Origin of the sequence: Bacteroides sp. A1C1 (genome assembly GCF_004328515.1) — a bacterium.
Lineage (GTDB): Bacteria > Bacteroidota > Bacteroidia > Bacteroidales > Bacteroidaceae > Bacteroides > Bacteroides uniformis.
The window spans coordinates 317,302-337,272 of record NZ_CP036491.1; the positions used below are offsets into that span (position 1 = coordinate 317,302).

General features: G+C 49.3%; 17 protein-coding genes and 1 pseudogene. 6 read left to right on the forward strand and 12 right to left on the reverse strand.

Annotated elements, in window-relative coordinates; all coding sequences use genetic code 11:
* Window positions 1–79 precede the first annotated feature (79 nt).
* The 10 genes from EYA81_RS01370 to EYA81_RS01415 form a co-directional block, all read right to left on the reverse strand.
* Entirely contained in the window at window positions 80–1,327 is a 1,248-nt protein-coding gene (locus EYA81_RS01370; RefSeq protein WP_117601240.1) for an ABC transporter permease, read from the reverse strand.
* A 39-nt stretch (window positions 1,328–1,366) separates the two neighbouring features.
* Window positions 1,367–2,599: an ABC transporter permease gene (locus EYA81_RS01375; protein ID WP_131225287.1), complete on the reverse strand. Its 1,233-nt coding sequence runs from the start codon at window positions 2,597–2,599 to the stop codon at window positions 1,367–1,369.
* A 6-nt stretch (window positions 2,600–2,605) separates the two neighbouring features.
* Window positions 2,606–3,874, reverse strand: a complete 1,269-nt coding sequence (locus tag EYA81_RS01380) for an ABC transporter permease (protein ID WP_117601242.1) — start codon at window positions 3,872–3,874, stop codon at window positions 2,606–2,608.
* Between the two features lie 3 nt (window positions 3,875–3,877).
* Window positions 3,878–5,158, reverse strand: a complete 1,281-nt coding sequence (locus EYA81_RS01385; RefSeq protein ID WP_131225288.1) for an ABC transporter permease — start codon at window positions 5,156–5,158, stop codon at window positions 3,878–3,880.
* A gap of 25 nt (window positions 5,159–5,183) precedes the next feature.
* On the reverse strand, window positions 5,184–6,422 hold the full coding sequence (locus EYA81_RS01390; protein WP_117601244.1) for an ABC transporter permease: 1,239 nt from the start codon (window positions 6,420–6,422) through the stop codon (window positions 5,184–5,186).
* Between the two features lie 33 nt (window positions 6,423–6,455).
* Window positions 6,456–7,751 (reverse strand): ABC transporter permease, encoded by a 1,296-nt coding sequence (locus tag EYA81_RS01395; RefSeq protein WP_131225289.1) that lies wholly within the window; start codon window positions 7,749–7,751, stop codon window positions 6,456–6,458.
* Between the two features lies 1 nt (window position 7,752).
* Window positions 7,753–8,367, reverse strand: coding sequence for a GIN domain-containing protein (locus tag EYA81_RS01400; RefSeq protein WP_117601246.1), 615 nt, complete (start codon window positions 8,365–8,367; stop codon window positions 7,753–7,755).
* Window positions 8,368–8,511: 144 nt separating this feature from the next.
* A complete protein-coding gene (locus tag EYA81_RS01405) occupies window positions 8,512–9,774 on the reverse strand; it encodes an ABC transporter permease (protein WP_117601247.1) in 1,263 nt (420 codons plus the stop codon).
* A 13-nt stretch (window positions 9,775–9,787) separates the two neighbouring features.
* Window positions 9,788–11,062, reverse strand: a complete 1,275-nt coding sequence (locus tag EYA81_RS01410; RefSeq protein ID WP_117601248.1) for an ABC transporter permease — start codon at window positions 11,060–11,062, stop codon at window positions 9,788–9,790.
* A gap of 50 nt (window positions 11,063–11,112) precedes the next feature.
* Window positions 11,113–11,778: an ABC transporter ATP-binding protein gene (locus EYA81_RS01415; RefSeq protein WP_117601249.1), complete on the reverse strand. Its 666-nt coding sequence runs from the start codon at window positions 11,776–11,778 to the stop codon at window positions 11,113–11,115.
* A gap of 83 nt (window positions 11,779–11,861) precedes the next feature.
* Between EYA81_RS01415 and EYA81_RS01420 the strand changes: the two genes are divergently transcribed.
* The 3 genes and pseudogenes from EYA81_RS01420 to EYA81_RS01430 form a co-directional block, all read left to right on the forward strand.
* Window positions 11,862–12,770, forward strand: coding sequence for an IS1595-like element ISBbi1 family transposase (locus EYA81_RS01420; protein ID WP_005807145.1), 909 nt, complete (start codon window positions 11,862–11,864; stop codon window positions 12,768–12,770).
* 71 nt (window positions 12,771–12,841) lie between these two features.
* Window positions 12,842–13,657, forward strand: a complete 816-nt coding sequence (gene sul2 / locus EYA81_RS01425; RefSeq protein ID WP_001043260.1) for a sulfonamide-resistant dihydropteroate synthase Sul2 — start codon at window positions 12,842–12,844, stop codon at window positions 13,655–13,657.
* 1 nt (window position 13,658) lies between these two features.
* Window positions 13,659–14,159, forward strand: a pseudogene (locus EYA81_RS01430) (IS1595-like element ISBbi1 family transposase); the annotation flags it as partial.
* A 260-nt stretch (window positions 14,160–14,419) separates the two neighbouring features.
* Here the strand turns inward: EYA81_RS01430 and EYA81_RS01435 are convergent.
* Together EYA81_RS01435 and EYA81_RS01440 are read right to left on the reverse strand one after the other, a co-directional pair.
* Complete coding sequence (locus tag EYA81_RS01435; RefSeq protein ID WP_131225290.1) at window positions 14,420–15,667, reverse strand: efflux RND transporter periplasmic adaptor subunit; 1,248 nt, start codon at window positions 15,665–15,667, stop codon at window positions 14,420–14,422.
* A 143-nt stretch (window positions 15,668–15,810) separates the two neighbouring features.
* Window positions 15,811–16,734 (reverse strand): glucosaminidase domain-containing protein, encoded by a 924-nt coding sequence (locus EYA81_RS01440; protein ID WP_035448747.1) that lies wholly within the window; start codon window positions 16,732–16,734, stop codon window positions 15,811–15,813.
* A gap of 101 nt (window positions 16,735–16,835) precedes the next feature.
* On the opposite strand from EYA81_RS01440, the gene cdd reads away from it, so the two are divergent.
* The 3 genes from cdd to EYA81_RS01455 all read left to right on the forward strand — a co-directional run bounded on the left by cdd (window position 16,836) and on the right by EYA81_RS01455 (window position 19,958).
* Entirely contained in the window at window positions 16,836–17,318 is a 483-nt protein-coding gene (gene cdd, locus EYA81_RS01445; RefSeq protein WP_005837423.1) for a cytidine deaminase, read from the forward strand.
* Window positions 17,319–17,675: 357 nt separating this feature from the next.
* Complete coding sequence (locus EYA81_RS01450; RefSeq protein WP_131225291.1) at window positions 17,676–19,313, forward strand: ABC-F family ATP-binding cassette domain-containing protein; 1,638 nt, start codon at window positions 17,676–17,678, stop codon at window positions 19,311–19,313.
* A gap of 105 nt (window positions 19,314–19,418) precedes the next feature.
* Window positions 19,419–19,958 (forward strand): flavodoxin family protein, encoded by a 540-nt coding sequence (locus tag EYA81_RS01455; protein WP_131225292.1) that lies wholly within the window; start codon window positions 19,419–19,421, stop codon window positions 19,956–19,958.
* Window positions 19,959–19,971: the final 13 nt, after the last annotated feature.

A 19,971-nucleotide genomic window follows, 5' to 3' on the forward strand; every position in this document is an offset into this window, starting at 1 on the left:
TACTCAACGCAAAAACTCTTATTCGTCACGCAAATATACAAGTTATATTGAGAATGAGTACAGATTACTCAAAAAAAACTCATTCATCATGCAATGCTTCGGCAGGCTGCACCTCCATGGCCCGTGAAGCCGGATACCAGATTCCTGCAATCACCATTAGTGCCATCAATACCCAGACAATAGAAACGCATATGACAAATCTCCCCCAAGTGGCATCCGTGGCTTCTGTAAAAGTGACATCTGCCATAACCATGTTAATACATATTATCAAAGCCGGAATAGAAGCAAGCGCCAACAGCAGCAACCCTTCACCCAGCAATTGCCAACGTATCCTTCCACGGCTGCTGCCCATGGCCATGCGCAAGGCAATCTCGCTGCGACGATGGCGGGTACGGAACCAGAAAGTTCCCATCAGCCCAATGAATACATTGAAAACGAAGAATATCACAATGAGCCTTGCACTACGGATATATGGGGTGATTCCTTCGGCAGCATCCCGTTCTATCTTCTGGTCCTTATAGCTCTGTATGTCGAAAAGATAGAATGGAGCGACCTGCAGCTGCGACGTCATATCCTGATAGAAACAGGCTGCAAAATTATCCGTATCTGCCTCCGGACGTATCCGTAGGGAGATGAACGGAAGGTACTGGGCCTCATAGAACCAACCAGGGAAAGGAGTCAGAACAAAAGGTCCGTAACGGGCGTAATCATCCGTCTTCTGCAAGGCACAGACTGCAGAGACACGGTAACGGAGACCTCCGCTGTAATAATCCAGGAACTCGCGGCCCACCGCCCCAGTACTTGTCTGAAAAAGGCTGTCTGCCAGATCACAGGTCACCACGGCAGGCAAAGGACTGGCAGTGGAATTCCAGTCTACGACATTCCCCTGCAACAACGGAATGCGCATGACGTCGAAATATTCTGGAGACACATAGCGTACTGTAGTCTCGACAACATGTACGCTGTCCGTCGTATACCCCTGGTAAACACGCCCGCGGGTATAGGTATCGGTACCCAACCACATGGCCGCACTCTCCACAGCAGGATATTGCCTGATACGCCGGAGCACCTCCTCCATCGGTTTGAACCAGAAGGTCTGCAGACTGTCTTCCGATGTGCACGGTACTATCTGTGTGGGGTTGCAGGAAATCCTTATCTTATAGACATGCTCCAAATCATACCCCTTAGGCTGCCGTTCTGCATGGGTAAAGCCATAGAGCACATCCACACAATACCACATCAATGTAAATACAATCAACAGCTCGGCAAACAGCCAGCCATTACTGCGGCGCTGGTTCCATATCTGATGTAAAATAGAATGTATCATACTCGTTACTGTTTTTTTAATTGGGATTCGTTTATCCGTTCATTCTCCACCAAGAACCTCGGCTATGGGACGGCGGGTGGCATGCCAGGCCGGAATAAACACAGAAAGCAGGTTGAACAACAGGCACACCACCAATACAGCCACGAAAACCGTGGGACGGAAGAAAAGCCAGACACTTACATCAAAATTCGTTCCGGGAGCGCCATAGCCAAGCATCCAATCCTTACCCAGCCATAGGAATATGCATGAAAAGAGAAAACCGAGCAATGCGCCGGCAAATGCCAAAGCCAGATTCTCACGGAGCAACTGCACCATTAAAGTAGAACAGCTGGCACCGTATGCTTTCCTTACCGCAAGCTCAGCCATGCGACGGGACATTTGCGAAGATATAAGTCCGCTGACATTGATAGCAGGTACAATCAGTAATATCAGACCCAGAATTATGCAGGTTACGGCAGGGCTCATCGTATCATTACGGAAGAACTGCCGTTCCGTATAAGTGCTGAGATCGGGAAGTTCCAGTTTATACTCAGTCAGTGTCTCGTTGAAGCGGGCAAGCGACTGTTCTATCTGCCGCTTGAGCTCCTCTCTACCGACACCGGGCCTGACAAGGGCCACAGCCTCGAAATCTCCCCGTAGCCCTTCACTGCCCAAATCGGAATTCCGGGTGGAATAAGGCATCCACAACTCTCCATAGGCAAATGTGAACAGAGAGCTCACATCTTTGGTGACCCCCACAATGCGTTTAGGGCGAAAGTTAACAAAATAATTCTTGCCAATGGCTGCTTCGGCAGACCCGAAAGCTTCGCGGGCAAGCTGTTCACCTATAACCACAACATCCCGGCAAGCATCGAACTCTTCGGTACTGAAAAGACGACCTGCCACAAGAGGGATGTCGTAGACACGCCAATAGTTCAAATCCACCTGACGAACCGTGCGGCGCATTCCCCGCGCTGGCGACTCCCCACAGTATCTAAGATAGGTAGGTCCCAGATAGGTGACAAGTTCTGCTCCCGGAAGTTCCTTAAAAATAGCGTTGACAGCCCGATAAGACATACCCGTATTGGAATTGCTGCGGTCGGACTTACGGTAAGAATATCCATAAGAAGAATATACCATACTACTGCGGTGCGACTCAGGAGCCAAGTCAGCCGTCTGGATGTCATACACCATGTAAATGACCATGACAAAGGTGATGCTCACTGCCGTACCGATGACGGAAACAGCACTGAAAAAGGGATTCTGGCGGATAAGAGCTAAAATTTGTTTCATAACTTTCTATTCATCATGTAATGCTTCGGCAGGCTGCACCTTCATGGCACCTCTTGCCGGATACCAAATACCTGCAACAATCATGACAGCCATAAGCGACCAGGTTGCCACAACAGCTGCCAGAAAACGCCCTCCGCCGAAAGGAAGTTTCTCAACATCCACCAACTCCGCCATTCCCACATTGAAGGCAATAATGACGGCAGGAACGGCTGCAAGGGTAAGCAGCAATATACCCTCCGACATCAGACGGAGGAAGACACCTTGACGCGAACTTCCCATAGCCATACGGAGTGCCACTTCACGGCGACGCTGCTGTGTACGGAACCAGAAAGTGCCGATAACGCCCAGAAAAATATTCATCAACAGAAAGCCGAGCACACAAAGCTGGGTTTTGGCTTCATTCATGTCCTCACGTTCGCATATCTCGCGCAAATCCTTGAAAGAAGTTACATCGAGCAGATAGAGATTCCCTACTTGATAGAGGCGGTCAGCATCCTCCATAAGCTTCTCCATAAAGCCGGAATCGGCATCAGGACGGACACGAAGACTGAGAGTGATGTATCGTGGATTTCCATATTCTTTCAGTCTGTCAAGGTTAAGATGCAAAGCTGCATAAGTACCTCCCCACTCTGAAGAAGTATAGAAGTGCGACCAACGTACGGGTGTGCCGACAGCCCCTACGCGGCACCGTTCATCACTACCGAAATTCAACAGTGTAAGTTCACGGTCTTGTAAAGAAGCTGCATTGTTCAGGTGCAATTCAGGATAGGCTGCAAAAAGATTGGAAGAAACGACCATATGGTCATCCCGTATGGCAGCGGCCATGTGGGTCAACATCTCCTCATCCGAGCTACCATAACGGAACACACGGAAAAAATCAGGTTCCACCCAAAGCAGATGAACATTCTCCGATATAGTATCCAGCCCCAGATTGAGACCGTTGCTACCGTCATTATAAGGAAAGCAATTCTGAGAAAGTGCCACAGCTTCCACACCTGGACGATGCCTCAAACGTTCGGCAAGTTCCACAAGATGCCGCATATCATCGTCCTTGGTCAAATCGAAATTATAAGCAGTAGACTTGAGAGTAAGCTTACTGACTGCAATATTATAGCAATGTTCCGTATCAAAACCCATCGGGGCATTGTAAACACGAAGAGTAACCAGTGTCCAGTCCACAATGTACCAAAGCACCACAAAGACCAGCAGCAGTTCCGTAAAAAGGAAAAGGCTGGAACGCCATTCATTCTTAATCTGAACCAATATATTCTTCATATGTCATTCCCCCCTCTGATTGATTGCATCCACTATATTCATCCTCGAAGCCCTCCATGCCGGGATACCGGCTGAAAGCAAATTCATCAGCAAACAGAAACCGAAAGCCGACAGAAAAGCCCATGGAGAAAGTAACATGCCAGGTGTCAGTGAAGTGTCTCCATTTAAATAGGCATTGGCGCTATTGCCAAAGAGGAAGCCGTTCAATAAAAAAGTAGCACCGTAACTCAAAGCCAGCCCCAGCATACCCGCCAACAGAGAGAGCAGCAGGTTTTCGAAAAACACCTGTCTTACCAGTTCACTACCCGTAGCACCGAAAGCTTTGCGTACCCCGATTTCACTCATACGCTTCCGCATCCGCGAGAGGGTCATGGAAGAAAGGTTGATGGCAGGCACCAGTAGCAAGATGGTGATGACAAGCGCGTAACGCAAAACAATCCCCTTCATATCCGGCAAATGGTCCCATTTACGATACAGATTGGCAAACACCCCATCGGGTTGGTCACGATAAAAGGTTTCCGCTTCGGATAGACCGGCGTTATACGCAAGGCGCAATCTCTCCGCCTCTTCACGAATAGCCGGAAAATCGGCCGACGAATGTGCTAATATCACAGCCTTCATCTGCCCCATCGTATTTTCCCACCAGGCAAAACCGGCAGCATCGGTCGAATTATAAGGTACCCACACTTGCCCGTATGCTGAAGTGGCAAGCATGGAAACATCGGCCACGACACCTGAAACCCGGTAATCCACATGATTCAGTTGCAATGTCTGCCCCGTTACCTCCGTAGTGCCGAACAACCGACGCGCCACGGTAGCCGAGATAACGGCACAAGGTATTCCGGCATCGCTGTCTGCCTTGCTGAAACCTTTACCACTCAAAAAACGGAAACGGAAGATGTGCCAGAACTGTTCGTCCGTCTGCACCATATCCGCTGTCAGCTTTGCTCCAGCGGGCAACGACACACGCACTTTTTCCGGTAAAGATATAAGCGTGACGGCCTCTGCCGTAGAAAGCTGTTTAAAACATCCCTTACCCGTCTGTACAGACATGTGCCCATATGCCCCATGGTCAGTTCCTTTATACCTTACTGCCATGGTAGAAACATAAAGCGAACGCGAGCGGTTTATCTCCGGCTCACAATCTACCATACGTACTTGCAGGGTGATGACAAGCACCATAATCATGCAAATGGCAAGAGCGGTACCTATCACGGACACCCAAGTGATAATGGGATTCTCCCGCAAATGGTAGAAGGCTTGCTGAAAGTAGAGACGTATCATAAATAATTAAAAATTGAAAATTAAATTATTCGTCGTGCAGAGCTTCGGCGGGCTGTACCTTCATCGCCTTGCGGGCGGGGATGCCGATGCCGATAATAATCATGAGGGCTATCAACACAAAGCTGATCGCGGCACAGAGCAGCAGACGGCCCCACTCCAATGTCGTACCGTTCCTCCAGGAGTTCAATTCCAGATTCGCCAGATTATAGTCGATGAGCAATGCAACAGGAGTGACAATTGCCAACAATAATATCCCTTCACTAAGCAGCCGGATGAAGATGGCACGGTCTGTCGCTCCATGCGCTTTGTGCAGCGCTATTTCCGAACGGCGTTGCTGCGTACGGAACCAGAATGTTCCGAGCAAGCCGAGGAAGATGTTCAGCAGCAGGAATCCCATACCCATCACATAGTTACGGATATCATTGGTCCATGCCTGCTGGAAGTTGCGGCGGATGTCCTTGAAAGAACGTATCTCCGAAATGAAGATGTTTCCTACGCGAAACTGGCTCTCACTGTCTGCCTTCAACCTCTCAATGAAGTCATTGTCCTGCCCTTCACGGACACGGACACAAAGTTCGAGACCGACATAGTAGAAATTCTGCTTCACCATCATGGAATATGAGCTTCGTGCCTGGTCGTAATCGTGATAGCGTACATCTTGCAATGCGGCACCCAGCCGGTAGGTCTTCGTTGTGTCCCCAAAGAGATGGAACCGCTGGCCCACAAAGTCGGTCATCCTACGGTCATACTTACTAAAAAGGTTGTCCGAAGCCATGAAATCCCCGCGTTCCAACATTTCAGCCAATTGTTCGGGTGTCTCGCCACGCGTGCCCCGATAGCGAAATACACGGGGAAAATCCGGTGTCACCAACCTCCGGATAGTCCAACCGGGAGAACGCAACGTATCGTAGCTCACTTCAGCGCTTGAATTGCTTCCATTGTAAGGGTACGAATTCTGTGAAAGGCTCACCGCCTCTATCTCTGGCCGGTGGCGCAGACGCTCCAGCAACTTGGCTATGTCATCGTGGGTCTGCTGAGAGGTATGCCCGGCTATGTAGTCGGGGCTTTTGGGTGTCAGTTCACCCAACTCGATGAGGTAACAATGCTCGATATCAAAGCCTTTCGGCTCCAGGTAGGTAGCGGCGCGAGTATAGAGATAGTCCACCACGTACCACATCACTACGCTCACCACCAGCAGCTCCAGCACCAACCATAGGTTTGAGAGCCATTCATTCTTTATCTGTATAAGAAGTTTCTTAGTCATTTTCTTCAGCGATTAATGTTTAGTGACACGGGATTATTTATGCAAGCGTCCACCCAATGCATTTACAATGCCTACCCTCGATGCACGCCATGCGGGAATACCGGAACTCAATAAGTTCAGCACAAAGCAGAACAGCAGTGCCCAGCCAAAAGTAGAGCCATGCAGCAATATACTTGCATCCACGGCGGGAGGGCTCAGCGTCTGGCTGAATTCCTGGGCAAACAGCAGGGTATTTCCCAAATAAGCAAACACGACGCTCAGTAACAATCCCAGAATCCCTGCCAACAGTGTCACCACCAAATTCTCTGCAATGATTTGCCCCATCAGTTCCAGTCTTGTTGAACCGAATGCCCGGCGTACACCGATCTCAGCCACACGCTGGCGCAAACGGCTCTGTGTCATCGAGCTGAGGTTGATGGCAGGAACAATCAGTAGGATGATGAAGATAATGAGGCGCTGTCTGCGCGCCTGGTCCACGTCCGGTTCGATGTTGGCAGCCATGCCCGCGGCACTCTTCTCCTGGTCGTAGGGACGGTTGCGGTAAATCAACGAATAACCGTTCTCACCGATTATCGTGTTGTACTCCTGACGGCGGCGCTCCGTTTCCTCGCGGATGGCTGGAAAATCTTCGCGGCTTTTTGCCAGGATGGTGACGCTCATCATCCCCATGTGTTCGTCGCTCCAGGTATCCTTCGTTATCTCAGTAGAGGTATAGGGTACCCATACCTGCGCGTAAGCTGTGTTGGCTAAAGTAGAAACATCCTTCACTACGCCGGCCACTGTATAAGGAGCATGGTTCAAGAGGAATTCACGGCCCACGGCCTCCGTTGTCTGGAACAGCCGGCGCGCCACACTTTCCGTAATCACTGCCACGGGCAGTCCGGCGTCGAACGTAGCCCGGTCATAGGCCTTTCCTGCAACAAACGAAAAATCGAATACATGCCAAAAGGTATCATCTGTCTGCAACAAATCGATACCCGTTGCAGGTTGTCCCGGCAGATTCACGGGGGTAGAAACCACCATGCAGGTATAAATCGTTACCGCTTCCGGTGTCTTCAGCGATTTAAAGCACTCGAGCGCCGTCTTTATACCCATCGGTCCGTTGCTGGTTCCATCGCCCCAACTCTTGTTGGTAATGCTCATATAATGGGCGTGCAGAAAGCGGTCACGGTTACTTTCAGGGGCAAACGGGGCCACCTTCACCTGCTGCATCATCACCACCAGCATGATGAGGAAGATGGCAAGTGCCGTACCGGCTATGGTGACGGCACTAATCATCGGTTGCTGCCGCAACTGTGCCCAAGCTTGTGTGAAAAATTGCTTTATCATCTCAACGGCCTATTTTCAAATTATCAGTATTTACCTCGCCTATGCCTCCTTTAGAAATGTCAGCATGCCCGGCAGTTCCACTCAAAGTAATTTCACCGACTCCACCTACTTTGGCAGAGAGATAATCGCAAACTACATGGATGTCGGCACTGCCCACACCACGTAAAGCCACCCTCAGGTCACGGCAAGTCAAATCCTTCACATGTACATCACCCACGCCTTTCACTTCAAACTCCAGCTTATCCAGTTTCAAGGGTTCCTCACAGTTGAATTCACCCACACCGATAAATTCCACCATCTTTAAGTCCGGAGCCGAGAGACGGATGGTAACACCGTCATTTTGGTTGCGCACCTTCTTATCCTTGAAGCCGATGGTGAGATGACCATCCTTCACTGTGCTCTCCGTATTCTTCACGTACTTCTCCCGTCCTTCAATCTGTAGGGAGTAACTGTCGCTCTGTGTGAAATAAACCGTACCCACAGAAGTTATCCTGATGGATGAGAATGCCTCCACCTTACGTACTTCACTCACTTTGTTATCTTGTCCCCATGCACAAATTACGCCTGCAAATGCCAATGCCAATGCGATGATAACACCTATAATATTTGTCTTCATATTCTTGCTTATTTATTACGATGATTACTTACTCAAAAAACAGATAATATATTTAGTACGAACGGATGATATATTTGCCCCAAACAAGTGATGTGTTCGATACAAACAGATGATACGTTCTTTTTTATCATTGATATTATTTTCTTATTCTTCATGTAACGCCTCTGCCGGCTCTATCTTCATGGCTTGCCGGGCCGGATACCAAATACCCATCATCACCATCAGTGCTATCAACAGCCAAGCACCTAATGAGCCTATCAGGAAACGTATCATGCTCCACTCTACCGGCCAGGTCGCAATCAATGCAGTACGTCCAATGGTGAATTCGCCGACACCTACGTTGTAACATACCAGCATAGCAGGCAAAGTAACCAATGCCAACAGCAGTAACCCCTCCCCCATAAGAAGGGAAAAAACCTGATGCTTGGTACTACCCATCGCCAACCGTAAGGCTATTTCCGAGCGACGACGGCGCGTACGAACCCAGAAAGTGCCTATCAGCCCCAAAAAGACATTACCCAAAAGGAACAATACCACTATTGTCTGACTATTCACTTTGTCCGTATCTCCATACATCACTTCAAACTGTGCCTGCATTTGCGTGTAAGGTTCCGCATCGGCAACAAATATATTGTCCGTATCCAGCCTCGGTGCTATCTCGCGGAGAAATTGTTCCCGATAGTCCGGTCCGTCGGCTGCAGGCTTTACACGGAAAACTATCTGTGCCTGCTGACTGCCGAATTCCTCACGCATAAGTTGCTCGCCCAGGCGCATAAAAATCCAATGAGCGTCATTACCATAGCGGTAATCGCGGAAACTGCCGACAATGCCACCTTGAGTAACAGTATTCACAGTATCTCCACGCCATTTCATCGGTGTGTTGAGTGAAAATTCCGGTAGCCGTTCCTTGAAGGCATCGGCAATAGCCTGACTCAACATCACATTATTGATGCCGATAGGCAAAGCGGCAAAAGTCCGTCCTTGTTCCTCCTGCATATGGAAAACCCGGGTATATCCACCGGTAGCATAAATCATACGCCCGTTCTGCCCGATGGTATCTTGTACAGCCAGCGAGTTATAACTATTTGCGCCACTCATAGGCAAACTCCAATAACTCAATGAAGCGGCCTCTACAGTCGGTTCTTGTTCCAGCCTTTTCAGGATATTCAGATACTTGTCGGCATCGAGCAATGCAGTATCACGACTCTCGCCTCCCTGAACCGTAGTAAGACGATAAACATGGTCGATATCATATCCCAACGGACGATAGAAAGTATATTTCATACATCCCAGAGAGTCGCAAAGAAACCACATCACGATGAATACCAAAAAAAGTTCGGCCAAGACCCACCCACTATTGCTCAGGCGTGCCCATATCATGCGTAAGTTGTGTAAAATGAATTTCATAATACTTCTTGTTTTATTTATCGTTCAGTGAATCTACAATTGTCCGTCTTGCTGCCATCCATGCAGGCAGTCCGGCACTAAGCGTATTGATGACCACGCAGAAAGCAAAAGCCAGCAGAAATACCCAGGGACTGAACAATGCCTCCATGCTCAAGCTAAAGTCACCGGCTGTACCGACATTCTGGCTATTGGTAAAAAGCCAGGTACGCATTCCCCATACAGCTACGTAGCTGAACAATAATCCTACCACACCGCCAAGCAGTGTCAGTACCAGGTTCTCATTCAGAATTTGGCGTATCAGTACACCGCGCGTTCCTCCGAAGGCCTTACGTACCCCAAGCTCCGAGGTACGCTGCTGCATCCGGCTGTTACTCAGCCCGCACAAATTGAGCGACGGCACCAACAGAATGATGAACAATGCAATGGCATATTGCAGGTATAGCATCGTCACATCCGGTCCTACGTTAGCCCATACATGGTTCACATGCGCCACGATGTCATCCGGTTGCTCCATGATGTCTATCTGCATATCTCCCAATCCTGCATTGACAGCCTCTATCCGTTTGGCAATACCTTGACTGATAGCCGGAAAATCGTCGGATGTACGTGCCAGCACAGCAATATGAACACTACCACCATAACTCCATACCGAAGTCACTTCCAACTTATCGGCCGGATACATACTCCATACTTGTGCGTAAGCATCCTTTGCGGTGACAGAAACATCCTTTACCACTCCTATCACACGCGCCGGTTCGCGGTTCAACAATAACTGCTGTCCCACCGCATCTGTCGTACCAAACAGTTTCCGTGCCACAGAAGCACAAACCACAACAGCCTTTGTACCTCCTGCACGATCCTCTTCGCCAAAACCGTGTCCTGCCATGAACTGCAGGCTGAATACCTTCCAAAAGCCCTGATCGGTCTGCATAGCATCCACCTTTACCCGGTTGCTACCATCTGTAAGAGACACCAAAGCGGCACTGGCCGGAACAAAAGCAGTACAAGCTTCCACTTCGGATAACGGCTGTATACATTCTTTCATAAATGCCGGTGAAGGAGTATTATAGTTTTGTACCCCCTCCTCTGTCTTGCTGCTTATATGCATGGCAGAAAAGTAAAGGCACCGGCTACGGTTCACTTCCGGTTCCAAATCGGCATACTTCGTTTGCCAAATAATCACAATAGCCATAATCATGGTAATGGCAAACGCCGTACCCAGTATGGAAATTGTACTCAGCAGCGGATTCTGCTTCAAGATAGTAAAAGCTTGTCTTACGGTTTGCATTTCATTTATTGATAGTTGATAATTAATAGTTGATAGTTTCTAAGCAGTAATTATTCCACCTGACGTCCGTCGAAGAAGCGGATGGTACGCGAGGTCTGTTTGGCCTGCTCTTCATTGTGAGTCACCATCACAATGGTACGTCCGTCTTCCTTGTTCAGCTGATGCAACAGCTCCATGACTTCGGCACCCATTTTGGAGTCCAAATTACCGGTAGGCTCATCGGCGAGGATTATCTCCGGATTGCCGATGATGGCGCGGGCAATGGCTACACGCTGGCACTGTCCACCGGAGAGCTGTGTAGGCATGTGGCGCATGCGGTGGCTCAAACCTACCTTCTTCAACACCTCTTCCGCCAGACGACGGCGTTCTTTGGCAGACACCTTTCTATACAGCAAAGGCAGCTCCACATTATCCAATACATTCAGCGAGTTAATCAGATGGAAAGACTGAAACACAAAACCCAGCTTCTGGTTACGGAAAGCAGCCAGCTCCTTGTCCTTCATGCCGTCCACTTTCGTACCGGCTATTTCGATGGTACCGCTGGTGGGTGCATCCAGTAAACCCATAATGTTCAGCAACGTAGATTTTCCGCAACCGGAAGGTCCCATGATACTGAGAAATTCTCCCTTGTTCACTTCGAGGTTTACATTTTCCAATGCCACGGTTTCAATCTCGTTTGTACGATAAATCTTGTTGATGCCAGTTAACTTAATCATAATGGTAAGTATTTAATTGTTATCTGATTCTCCGCAAACACACCTAATATTTTTAGTATATTAGCGCTCAAAAAGCAGGGATTATGAACATATTCAGTTTTACGGCTCATTTCGGTTCGGAGGAAGATTGTCGTTTGCATTTCAAGGAGCAGCGTGATAAGGAAGGGGTTGTCTGCAAGCGATGCGGGGGCACTTCCCATTATTGGTTACAGGGTAAATGGAGTTATGAATGCAAAGGTTGCCGTTTCCGCACCTCGTTGCGCAGCGGTACGATCATGGAGAGCTCCAAGCTGCCGTTTCTGGTGTGGTACAAAACGATGTTCCTGATGAGTTGCACAAAAAAGGGATTCTCCACCAACGAACTCCAGAAGCAATTAGGATTGAAGCGTTACGAACCGGTATGGGCGATGGTACACAAACTCCGCAGGGCGATGGGCAACCGGGATGCAAGGTATACACTGGAAGGGATGATAGAACTGGATGAGGGTTACTTTTCGGTGGCCAGTAAGGAAATCGAGCGAGGCAAGGGTACACGTGGCCGGGGAGCCGAGGGAAAGCAGAACGTTGCGGTGATGGCCGAAAGCACCCCGTTGGAAGATATCGAAACGGGCAAAAAGGAGAAGCATGTGCGTTATTTCAAGGCCAGGGTACTGGATAGCCATCAAAGTGAAGGAATCAACGGCGTGGTCAGGGACTGCATGGAGGATGATGCCATCGTATTTTCGGACAAAAGCACTTCTTACGTTGACATCTCCGATCTGGTGGAATTGCACGTCACCGAGAAATCAGACGCCAAAACCACCAAGGAAACACTCAAATGGGTGCATATCGCAATCAGTAATGCAAAACGGACATTGCTGGGCAACTACCATAAAATCAAAAGGAAATACTTACAGTTGTATCTCAACGAGTTTATTTACAAATTAAACAGACGGTATTTTGGAGACAAACTCTTTGACAGACTAGTAATTGCGAATATAACAGGTGCATAAACGGATAATCAGAATCTTTAAACATCCTAATTAACTACCTGCGGATTTTAGGTATTATTATAGAAGCCCCCATGAATAAATCGCTCATCATTTTCGGCATCGTCAACATAACCTCGGACAGTTTCTCCGATGGAGGCCGGTATCTGGCGCCAGACGCAGCCATTGCGCAGGCGCGTAAGCTGATGGCCGAGGGGGCAGATGTGATCGACCTCGGTCCGGCATCCAGCAATCCCGACGCCGCGCCTGTTTCGTCCGACACAGAAATCGCGCGTATCGCGCCGGTGCTGGACGCGCTCAAGGCAGATGGCATTCCCGTCTCGCTCGACAGTTATCAACCCGCGACGCAAGCCTATGCCTTGTCGCGTGGTGTGGCCTATCTCAATGATATTCGCGGTTTTCCAGACGCTGCGTTCTATCCGCAATTGGCGAAATCATCTGCCAAACTCGTCGTTATGCATTCGGTGCAAGACGGGCAGGCAGATCGGCGCGAGGCACCCGCTGGCGACATCATGGATCACATTGCGGCGTTCTTTGACGCGCGCATCGCGGCGCTGACGGGTGCCGGTATCAAACGCAACCGCCTTGTCCTTGATCCCGGCATGGGGTTTTTTCTGGGGGCTGCTCCCGAAACCTCGCTCTCGGTGCTGGCGCGGTTCGATGAATTGCGGCTGCGCTTCGATTTGCCGGTGCTTCTGTCTGTTTCGCGCAAATCCTTTCTGCGCGCGCTCACAGGCCGTGGTCCGGGGGATGTCGGGGCCGCGACACTCGCTGCAGAGCTTGCCGCCGCCGCAGGTGGAGCTGACTTCATCCGCACACACGAGCCGCGCCCCTTGCGCGACGGGCTGGCGGTATTGGCGGCGCTGAAAGAAACCGCAAGAATTCGTTAACTTTTCGGTGGCCAGTAAGGAAATCGAGCGAGGCAAGGGTACACGTGGCCGGGGAGCCGAGGGAAAGCAGAACGTTGCGGTGATGGCCGAAAGCACCCCGTTGGAAGATATCGAAACGGGCAAAAAGGAGAAGCATGTGCGTTATTTCAAGGCCAGGGTACTGGATAGCCATCAAAGTGAAGGAATCAACGGCGTGGTCAGGGACTGCATGGAGGATGATGCCATCGTATTTTCGGACAAAAGCACTTCTTACGTTGACATCTCCGATCTGGTGGAATTGCACGTCACCGAGAAATCAGACGCCAAAACCACCAAGGAAACACTCAAATGGGTGCATATCGCAATCAGTAATGCAAAACGGACATTGCTGGGCAACTACCATAAAATCAAAAGGAAATACTTACAGTTGTATCTCAACGAGTTTATTTACAAATTAAACAGACGGTATTTTGGAGACAAACTCTTTGACAGACTAGTAATTGCGAATATAACAGGTGCATAAACGGATAATCAGAAATTGTTATTATTCTGTTCTGTTTCTATTCCGCACAATTTCTGCTTCAAGAGGTCAAAAGTTGTACCAAAATCGTTTATTATTGATTATCTGCTATTTATACATGCAGTAAGGTGTCCGAAAATGAACACCTTGTCCGTTTTCATCTATCCGTCACGCAGGGCTTCCGTAGGTGGAATGCGACTGATACTGCGCGCCACAGTTTGTTCTGCTTCAACAGTTCCCAGACTTATTTAAGTAAGACTTTATCATTTCAATTTCAACTTATTCTTGTTCTTATAGTTACTCATATCACTCACCACCACTTCATCACCCGGTTGCAAGCCACTGACCACTTCTACAAACTCAAAGTTGGAATCGCCCAACTGCACCTTGCGCTTTACGATTTCTTTATCGGAATTGCGTACAAAAAGTTCATACTCCCCACGTCCCACATAATAGCTGGCATTGGCTATGCGCATCACGTCTTCCTTCACCGCATTCATCACGTATACATCTGTCTTCAGACCGGAACGGAGACGGCGGTTATTATCTTCATTCAACTGCACGGTAAAGGATATTACACCATTCTTTGAAAGCGGAGTAACACTGCTTACGGAACCTTCCAGCTTTTCGCTGCCAATCTTCACAATGGCCTTGCCGCCGGCAGCCACACGGTCACCGTAAGTATCGGCAATCTCGCCTTCCACCTTGAAGTGGCTCAAGTCGGAGATGACGGCAATCTGGGTCCCTTCAGGAACCTGAGCTCCAATCTGATTGTTGATATAAGTAAGGATGGCCTTCCGGGGCGAACGCACCTGCGCGTCATCGAGCGTACGTTTGGTTTCGGCCAGTGTCTTCTGGAACATGCTGAAATCCAATTCCTGCACTTGGTATTCCGCAGCCAACACTTCCTTCTCGTTGGCATACTGCTGCTGTAATTGCTCGTATTCCAGTTGTGAAACGTTGTAGCTCAGTTCTGCTTGGCGCACTTTGTCAGTGGTGCCGGAACCGAGGCTATCGAGGTACTGCTCGTTGCGCAGCTCCACCTTCATGCGGTCAAGCTTCATGGCGGAGACTTTGATTTTCATCTGAAGGTCGGTCAGCTTGGTCTGGTTGTCGAGTTTCAGTTGTTTCAGCTTGTAGCTGCGCATCTGCTCTTCGTCCAGCATCTTCTTGTAGTCGGTTTCGGCGCTCTGCAAGTCCAGCTTCAGGATGGGGGTACCTACATCCACGCTGTCGCCACCTTTTCTGTACACTTCCAAAATGCGGGTATTGATGGGCGAGTTGATGATTTCCTCGAATGCCGGGACCACCTTGCCGGAGGCGCTGACGCTGACTTCAATCGTACCTTTACCCACTTGGGAGAAAACAAGGTCTTTCTCCTTCACTCCCGTACGCATCAATGAAATGAGTACACTGACCACTACGATACCTGCCACGCCGATAGCACCGTAGCGGATGATTTTCTTATTGCGTTCTTTATTACGCACTTCTTTCGGAATTTCTCTATCCATATCTTTAAATTTTATTGTTTGCGAACATAACGCTTAATATATACTAAATCCATGCCAAAATCATAAACCCCTGAAAGTAAGCGAAAAAAGAAAAAAGAAGGGTGTCCGTTTTCGGACACCCTGTACATTTTCGGATAGCTTCTTTATCTTAATCTCAATCTGTCGCCAATCTCCGGCACGTATTCCGCATCCTTGCGATTCATCTTATAAAGGTTCTTCAGACGAATGCCGTACTTTTGGGAAATGGTATGCATGGAATCACCGTCTTTCACTATGTAGACGGTATGGGGTTTGGCGGCTTTCTTGCGCTTTTCTTTCAAGTAAATAATGTCTCCCGCCTCCAGTGTGTATTCTTTATGGAGGTCGTTGTATTTCACCAGCTTCTTCCAGCTGATGTCAAACTCCTTGCCCAACACCTGGAAGGTGTCTCCGTCGCGCGCCACGACATAAGCTATATCGTTGGCAATGTACACCTGATGCGGATTGGCCAGCCAAGGTTTCTTTTTCAGTTCCTTCTCCCAACTGCGGACATCGCGCTTGCTCATGCCACGGCTGTCGTACTTATACAGTTCATAGTCCTCAATAATGGTTATCAGGCGGTTGGCATACGACGGGTCGGTAGCATAGCCGGCCTTCTTCAAGCCGCGCGCCCAACCCTTATAGTCCGTAATCTTCAGTTTGAAAAGAAAAGCATAACGTGCTCCCCGTTTCAAGAAATCGGAATGGTCTTCATAAGAGTCTTTCGGATTGCGATAAGCGCGGAAACATTCATTGCGGGCATCGTCATCATGCCTCACCGTCCGTCCGCGCCAGTTGCCTCCACACTTGATGCCGAAGTGATTGTTGCTCTTGCGCGCCAGCTCACTGTATCCGGCACCGCTCTCCAACAGCCCTTGGGCCAGCGTGATGCTGGCAGGTATCTTATGACGTTGCATCTGCTCCACGGCAAGGGGAGCATACTGTTTGATATACTCATTGTAGCGGGCATTCCGGCGTTGTGCCTGCACTGTTGTTATGGAAATAAAAAGAAATGCTATGATAGCAGTCAGTCTGAAAATCCGTTTCATGCTTAAAATGTTGAGTTCTGCACAAAAGTCCGTAAAAGAATTGAAATAACCAATCTCTTTCCTATCTTTGTAACATTAATTACAATATAACCCTTTGCCTTATGAAAGAATTAAATATCGAAATCGCCGTCAAGATATACGACTATGAAGAACTGGATGCCGCCGACCGCGAACTGATGGATGCCGCCCGCGAGGCTACCAACCGCAGCTATGCCCCTTACTCCCACTTCTCGGTAGGAGCTGCAGCCAGACTGGCAAACGGTATTGTAGTGACCGGCACCAACCAGGAAAACGCCGCCTATCCTTCCGGGCTGTGTGCAGAACGCACCACCCTATTCTATGCCAACTCCCAACATCCCGACCAGGCAGTGACCACCCTCGCCATTGCCGCACGCAACGAGCACGACGAGTTCCTGGAGTCTCCCATCCCGCCCTGCGGCGCCTGCCGGCAAGTGATGCTCGAAACGGAGAAGCGCTTCAAGCAGCCAATGCGGGTGTTGCTGTATGGCAAAAAGGGAATCTACGAGCTGAAGAATGTGGGAGAATTACTGCCACTCTCGTTCGATGCTTCGGCCATGAAGTAACAGAACCAATAAAGTATTAACATCGTGTCTGCAGGAAGTTAATTTCTTGCAAACACGATATTAACTTCTTGACGACACGATATTAATATCGCAAAAACCTTTGTTATTCAGTGGAAATCATTACCTTTGCACCCACTAACCAATTAATTCCACCGATGAGAATATCCGACTAAAGACAACACATTTCGGTAAACATCACTATCAACATGCTTTTTCAGACTGAACGCTGAGCATCACCTATATAGATGTTTAGCCAATACTGTGTTTGTCTGTACCTCTCCCCTTCGAGAATTTCAATTTCGGGGAATGCTTGCATCTCCCCTATCATTCTTACTTCTAAAAACACAGTAGAAACTTATGAGCTTTATCATTAAAGACCTTAGCTATATCCATACGGATAAAGAAATCTTGTTTTCACACATCCACTTGAGTATCAACTCCGGAGATAAAATAGCCCTGACCGGAAATAACGGTTGCGGCAAGTCTACCCTCATGCGTATTTTGGCAGGAGACTTGTCTCCAAGTTCGGGAACGGTGCTACGCCCCGAACATCTGTACTACGTGCCCCAGCACTTCGGACAATACGACCGGCAAACGATAGCACAAGCTTTGGGAATCAGCCACAAGCTGTCCGCCCTACATGCCATCCTGAGCGGTGACGCTGCCGAAGCACATTTCAATACGCTCAACGATGACTGGACCGTGGAAGAGCGCGCCCAAGCCGCCCTCGACAGTTGGGGACTGGGCGGCATCCCGCTTTCCCGCCCGATGGAAGGACTAAGCGGCGGCGAAAAGACCCGCATCTTCCTGGCAGGCATGGAGCTGCACAACCCGACAGCCATCCTGCTGGACGAACCGACCAACCATCTGGACGCGGACGGACGGGAACGTCTGCATAACCTGCTACGACGAACATCGGCCACCGTACTCGTCATCAGCCACGACCGCACGCTACTGAATCTGCTGCCTGCCATCTGCGAACTCTCCTCCCAGGGTTTGACGTATTACAGCGGAAACTACGACTTCTACAAAGAACAAAAGACCCTGCAACAGAACGCCCTTACCCAACAACTGGAAGAGAAACAGAAAGCCCTGCGCCTTGCCCGCAAAGTGGCACGCGAAGTAGAAGAGCGCAAAGCCAAACAGAATGTGCGGGGAGAAAAAGCCTCCATCAAAAAAGGGATTCCCCGCATCCTAATGGGAGGACTGAAAAACAATGCGGAAAACAGTAGTAGCAGACTCATCAGCATACATGCGGAGAAAGCGGAAAAGCTGCAGACGGAAATGGCAGGTATCAAAAGTTCACTGTCGCAGACGGACAAGCTGAAAACAGACTTCAACGCCTCCCATCTGCATACGGGCAAGATTCTGGTTACGGCAAGGGACATCAACTTCCATTATCCCAACCATACAGCCTCCCCCGCAGAAACACCCCACACGGAGACGACTGCAAAGAGCCTCTGGGCTTCTCCTCTCACCTTCCAGCTAAGAAGCGGCGACCGCCTCAGCTTGAAAGGAAAAAACGGCAGTGGAAAAACAACCCTGCTGAAACTCATCATGGGCGAATTGCACCCCACCGACGGAGTGATGGAGCGTGCCGGCTTCACCTCCGTCTATCTGGACCAGGAATACTCCCTCGTCCGTAATGAGCGCAGCGTACTCCAACAAGCAGAAGCCTTCAACCACCGCCACCTGCCGGAACATGAAGTGAAAACCATCCTCAACCGCTATCTCTTTCCCCGCGACGTGTGGAACAAGCCGTGCAGCAAACTGAGTGGCGGCGAAAAGATGCGTCTTTCCTTCTGCTGCCTGATGATTGCCGACAACACCCCGGACATGTTCATTTTGGACGAACCCACCAACAATCTGGACATCGAGAGCATAGAAATAATAACGGCAACGATACGCAACTACGCCGGCACCGTAATTGCCATCAGCCACGACCGGGAATTTCTGAAAGACACCGGCATCGAACGGGAGATACTTTTGGAATGAATCAGTAATTTAGGTAACAACAACCGTAATTTGTATACTGCTGTTCTCATAAAACCGGCCTATTTTTGTAGCACGTAATCATTTACTAACTAACGAACAACGAATATGAGCAAAAAAGTATTAATCCTCTCCTCCAGTCCCCGCAGGAATGGAAACTCCGACCTCTTGTGCAACGAATTCATGCGCGGTGCCGCAGAAGCCGGACATCAAGTAGAAAAGATTTTCCTGAAAGACAAGCACATCAACTACTGCACGGGATGCAGCATATGCAGCATGTACGGCAAACCCTGCCCGCAAAAGGACGATGCCGCCGAAGTGGTGGAAAAGATGATTGCCGCCGACGTCATCGTCATGGCAACTCCCGTATACTTCTACACCATGAGCGCGCAGATGAAGACACTGATTGACCGTTGTTGTGCACGCTACCTTGAAATAAAGAACAAGGAGTTCTACTTCATCATCGCCGCCGCCGAAGAAAGTGTCCCCATGATGGAACGTACCATTGATGGTTTCCGTGGCTTCCTCGACTGCCTGGAAGAGCCCAAAGAATGCGGCACCATTTATGGCGTGGGTGCCTGGAAGGTAGGCGAGATAAACGACAAGCCTTCCATGCACGAAGCCTACGAGATGGGGAAAAAAGTATAAAGAACGAATACTA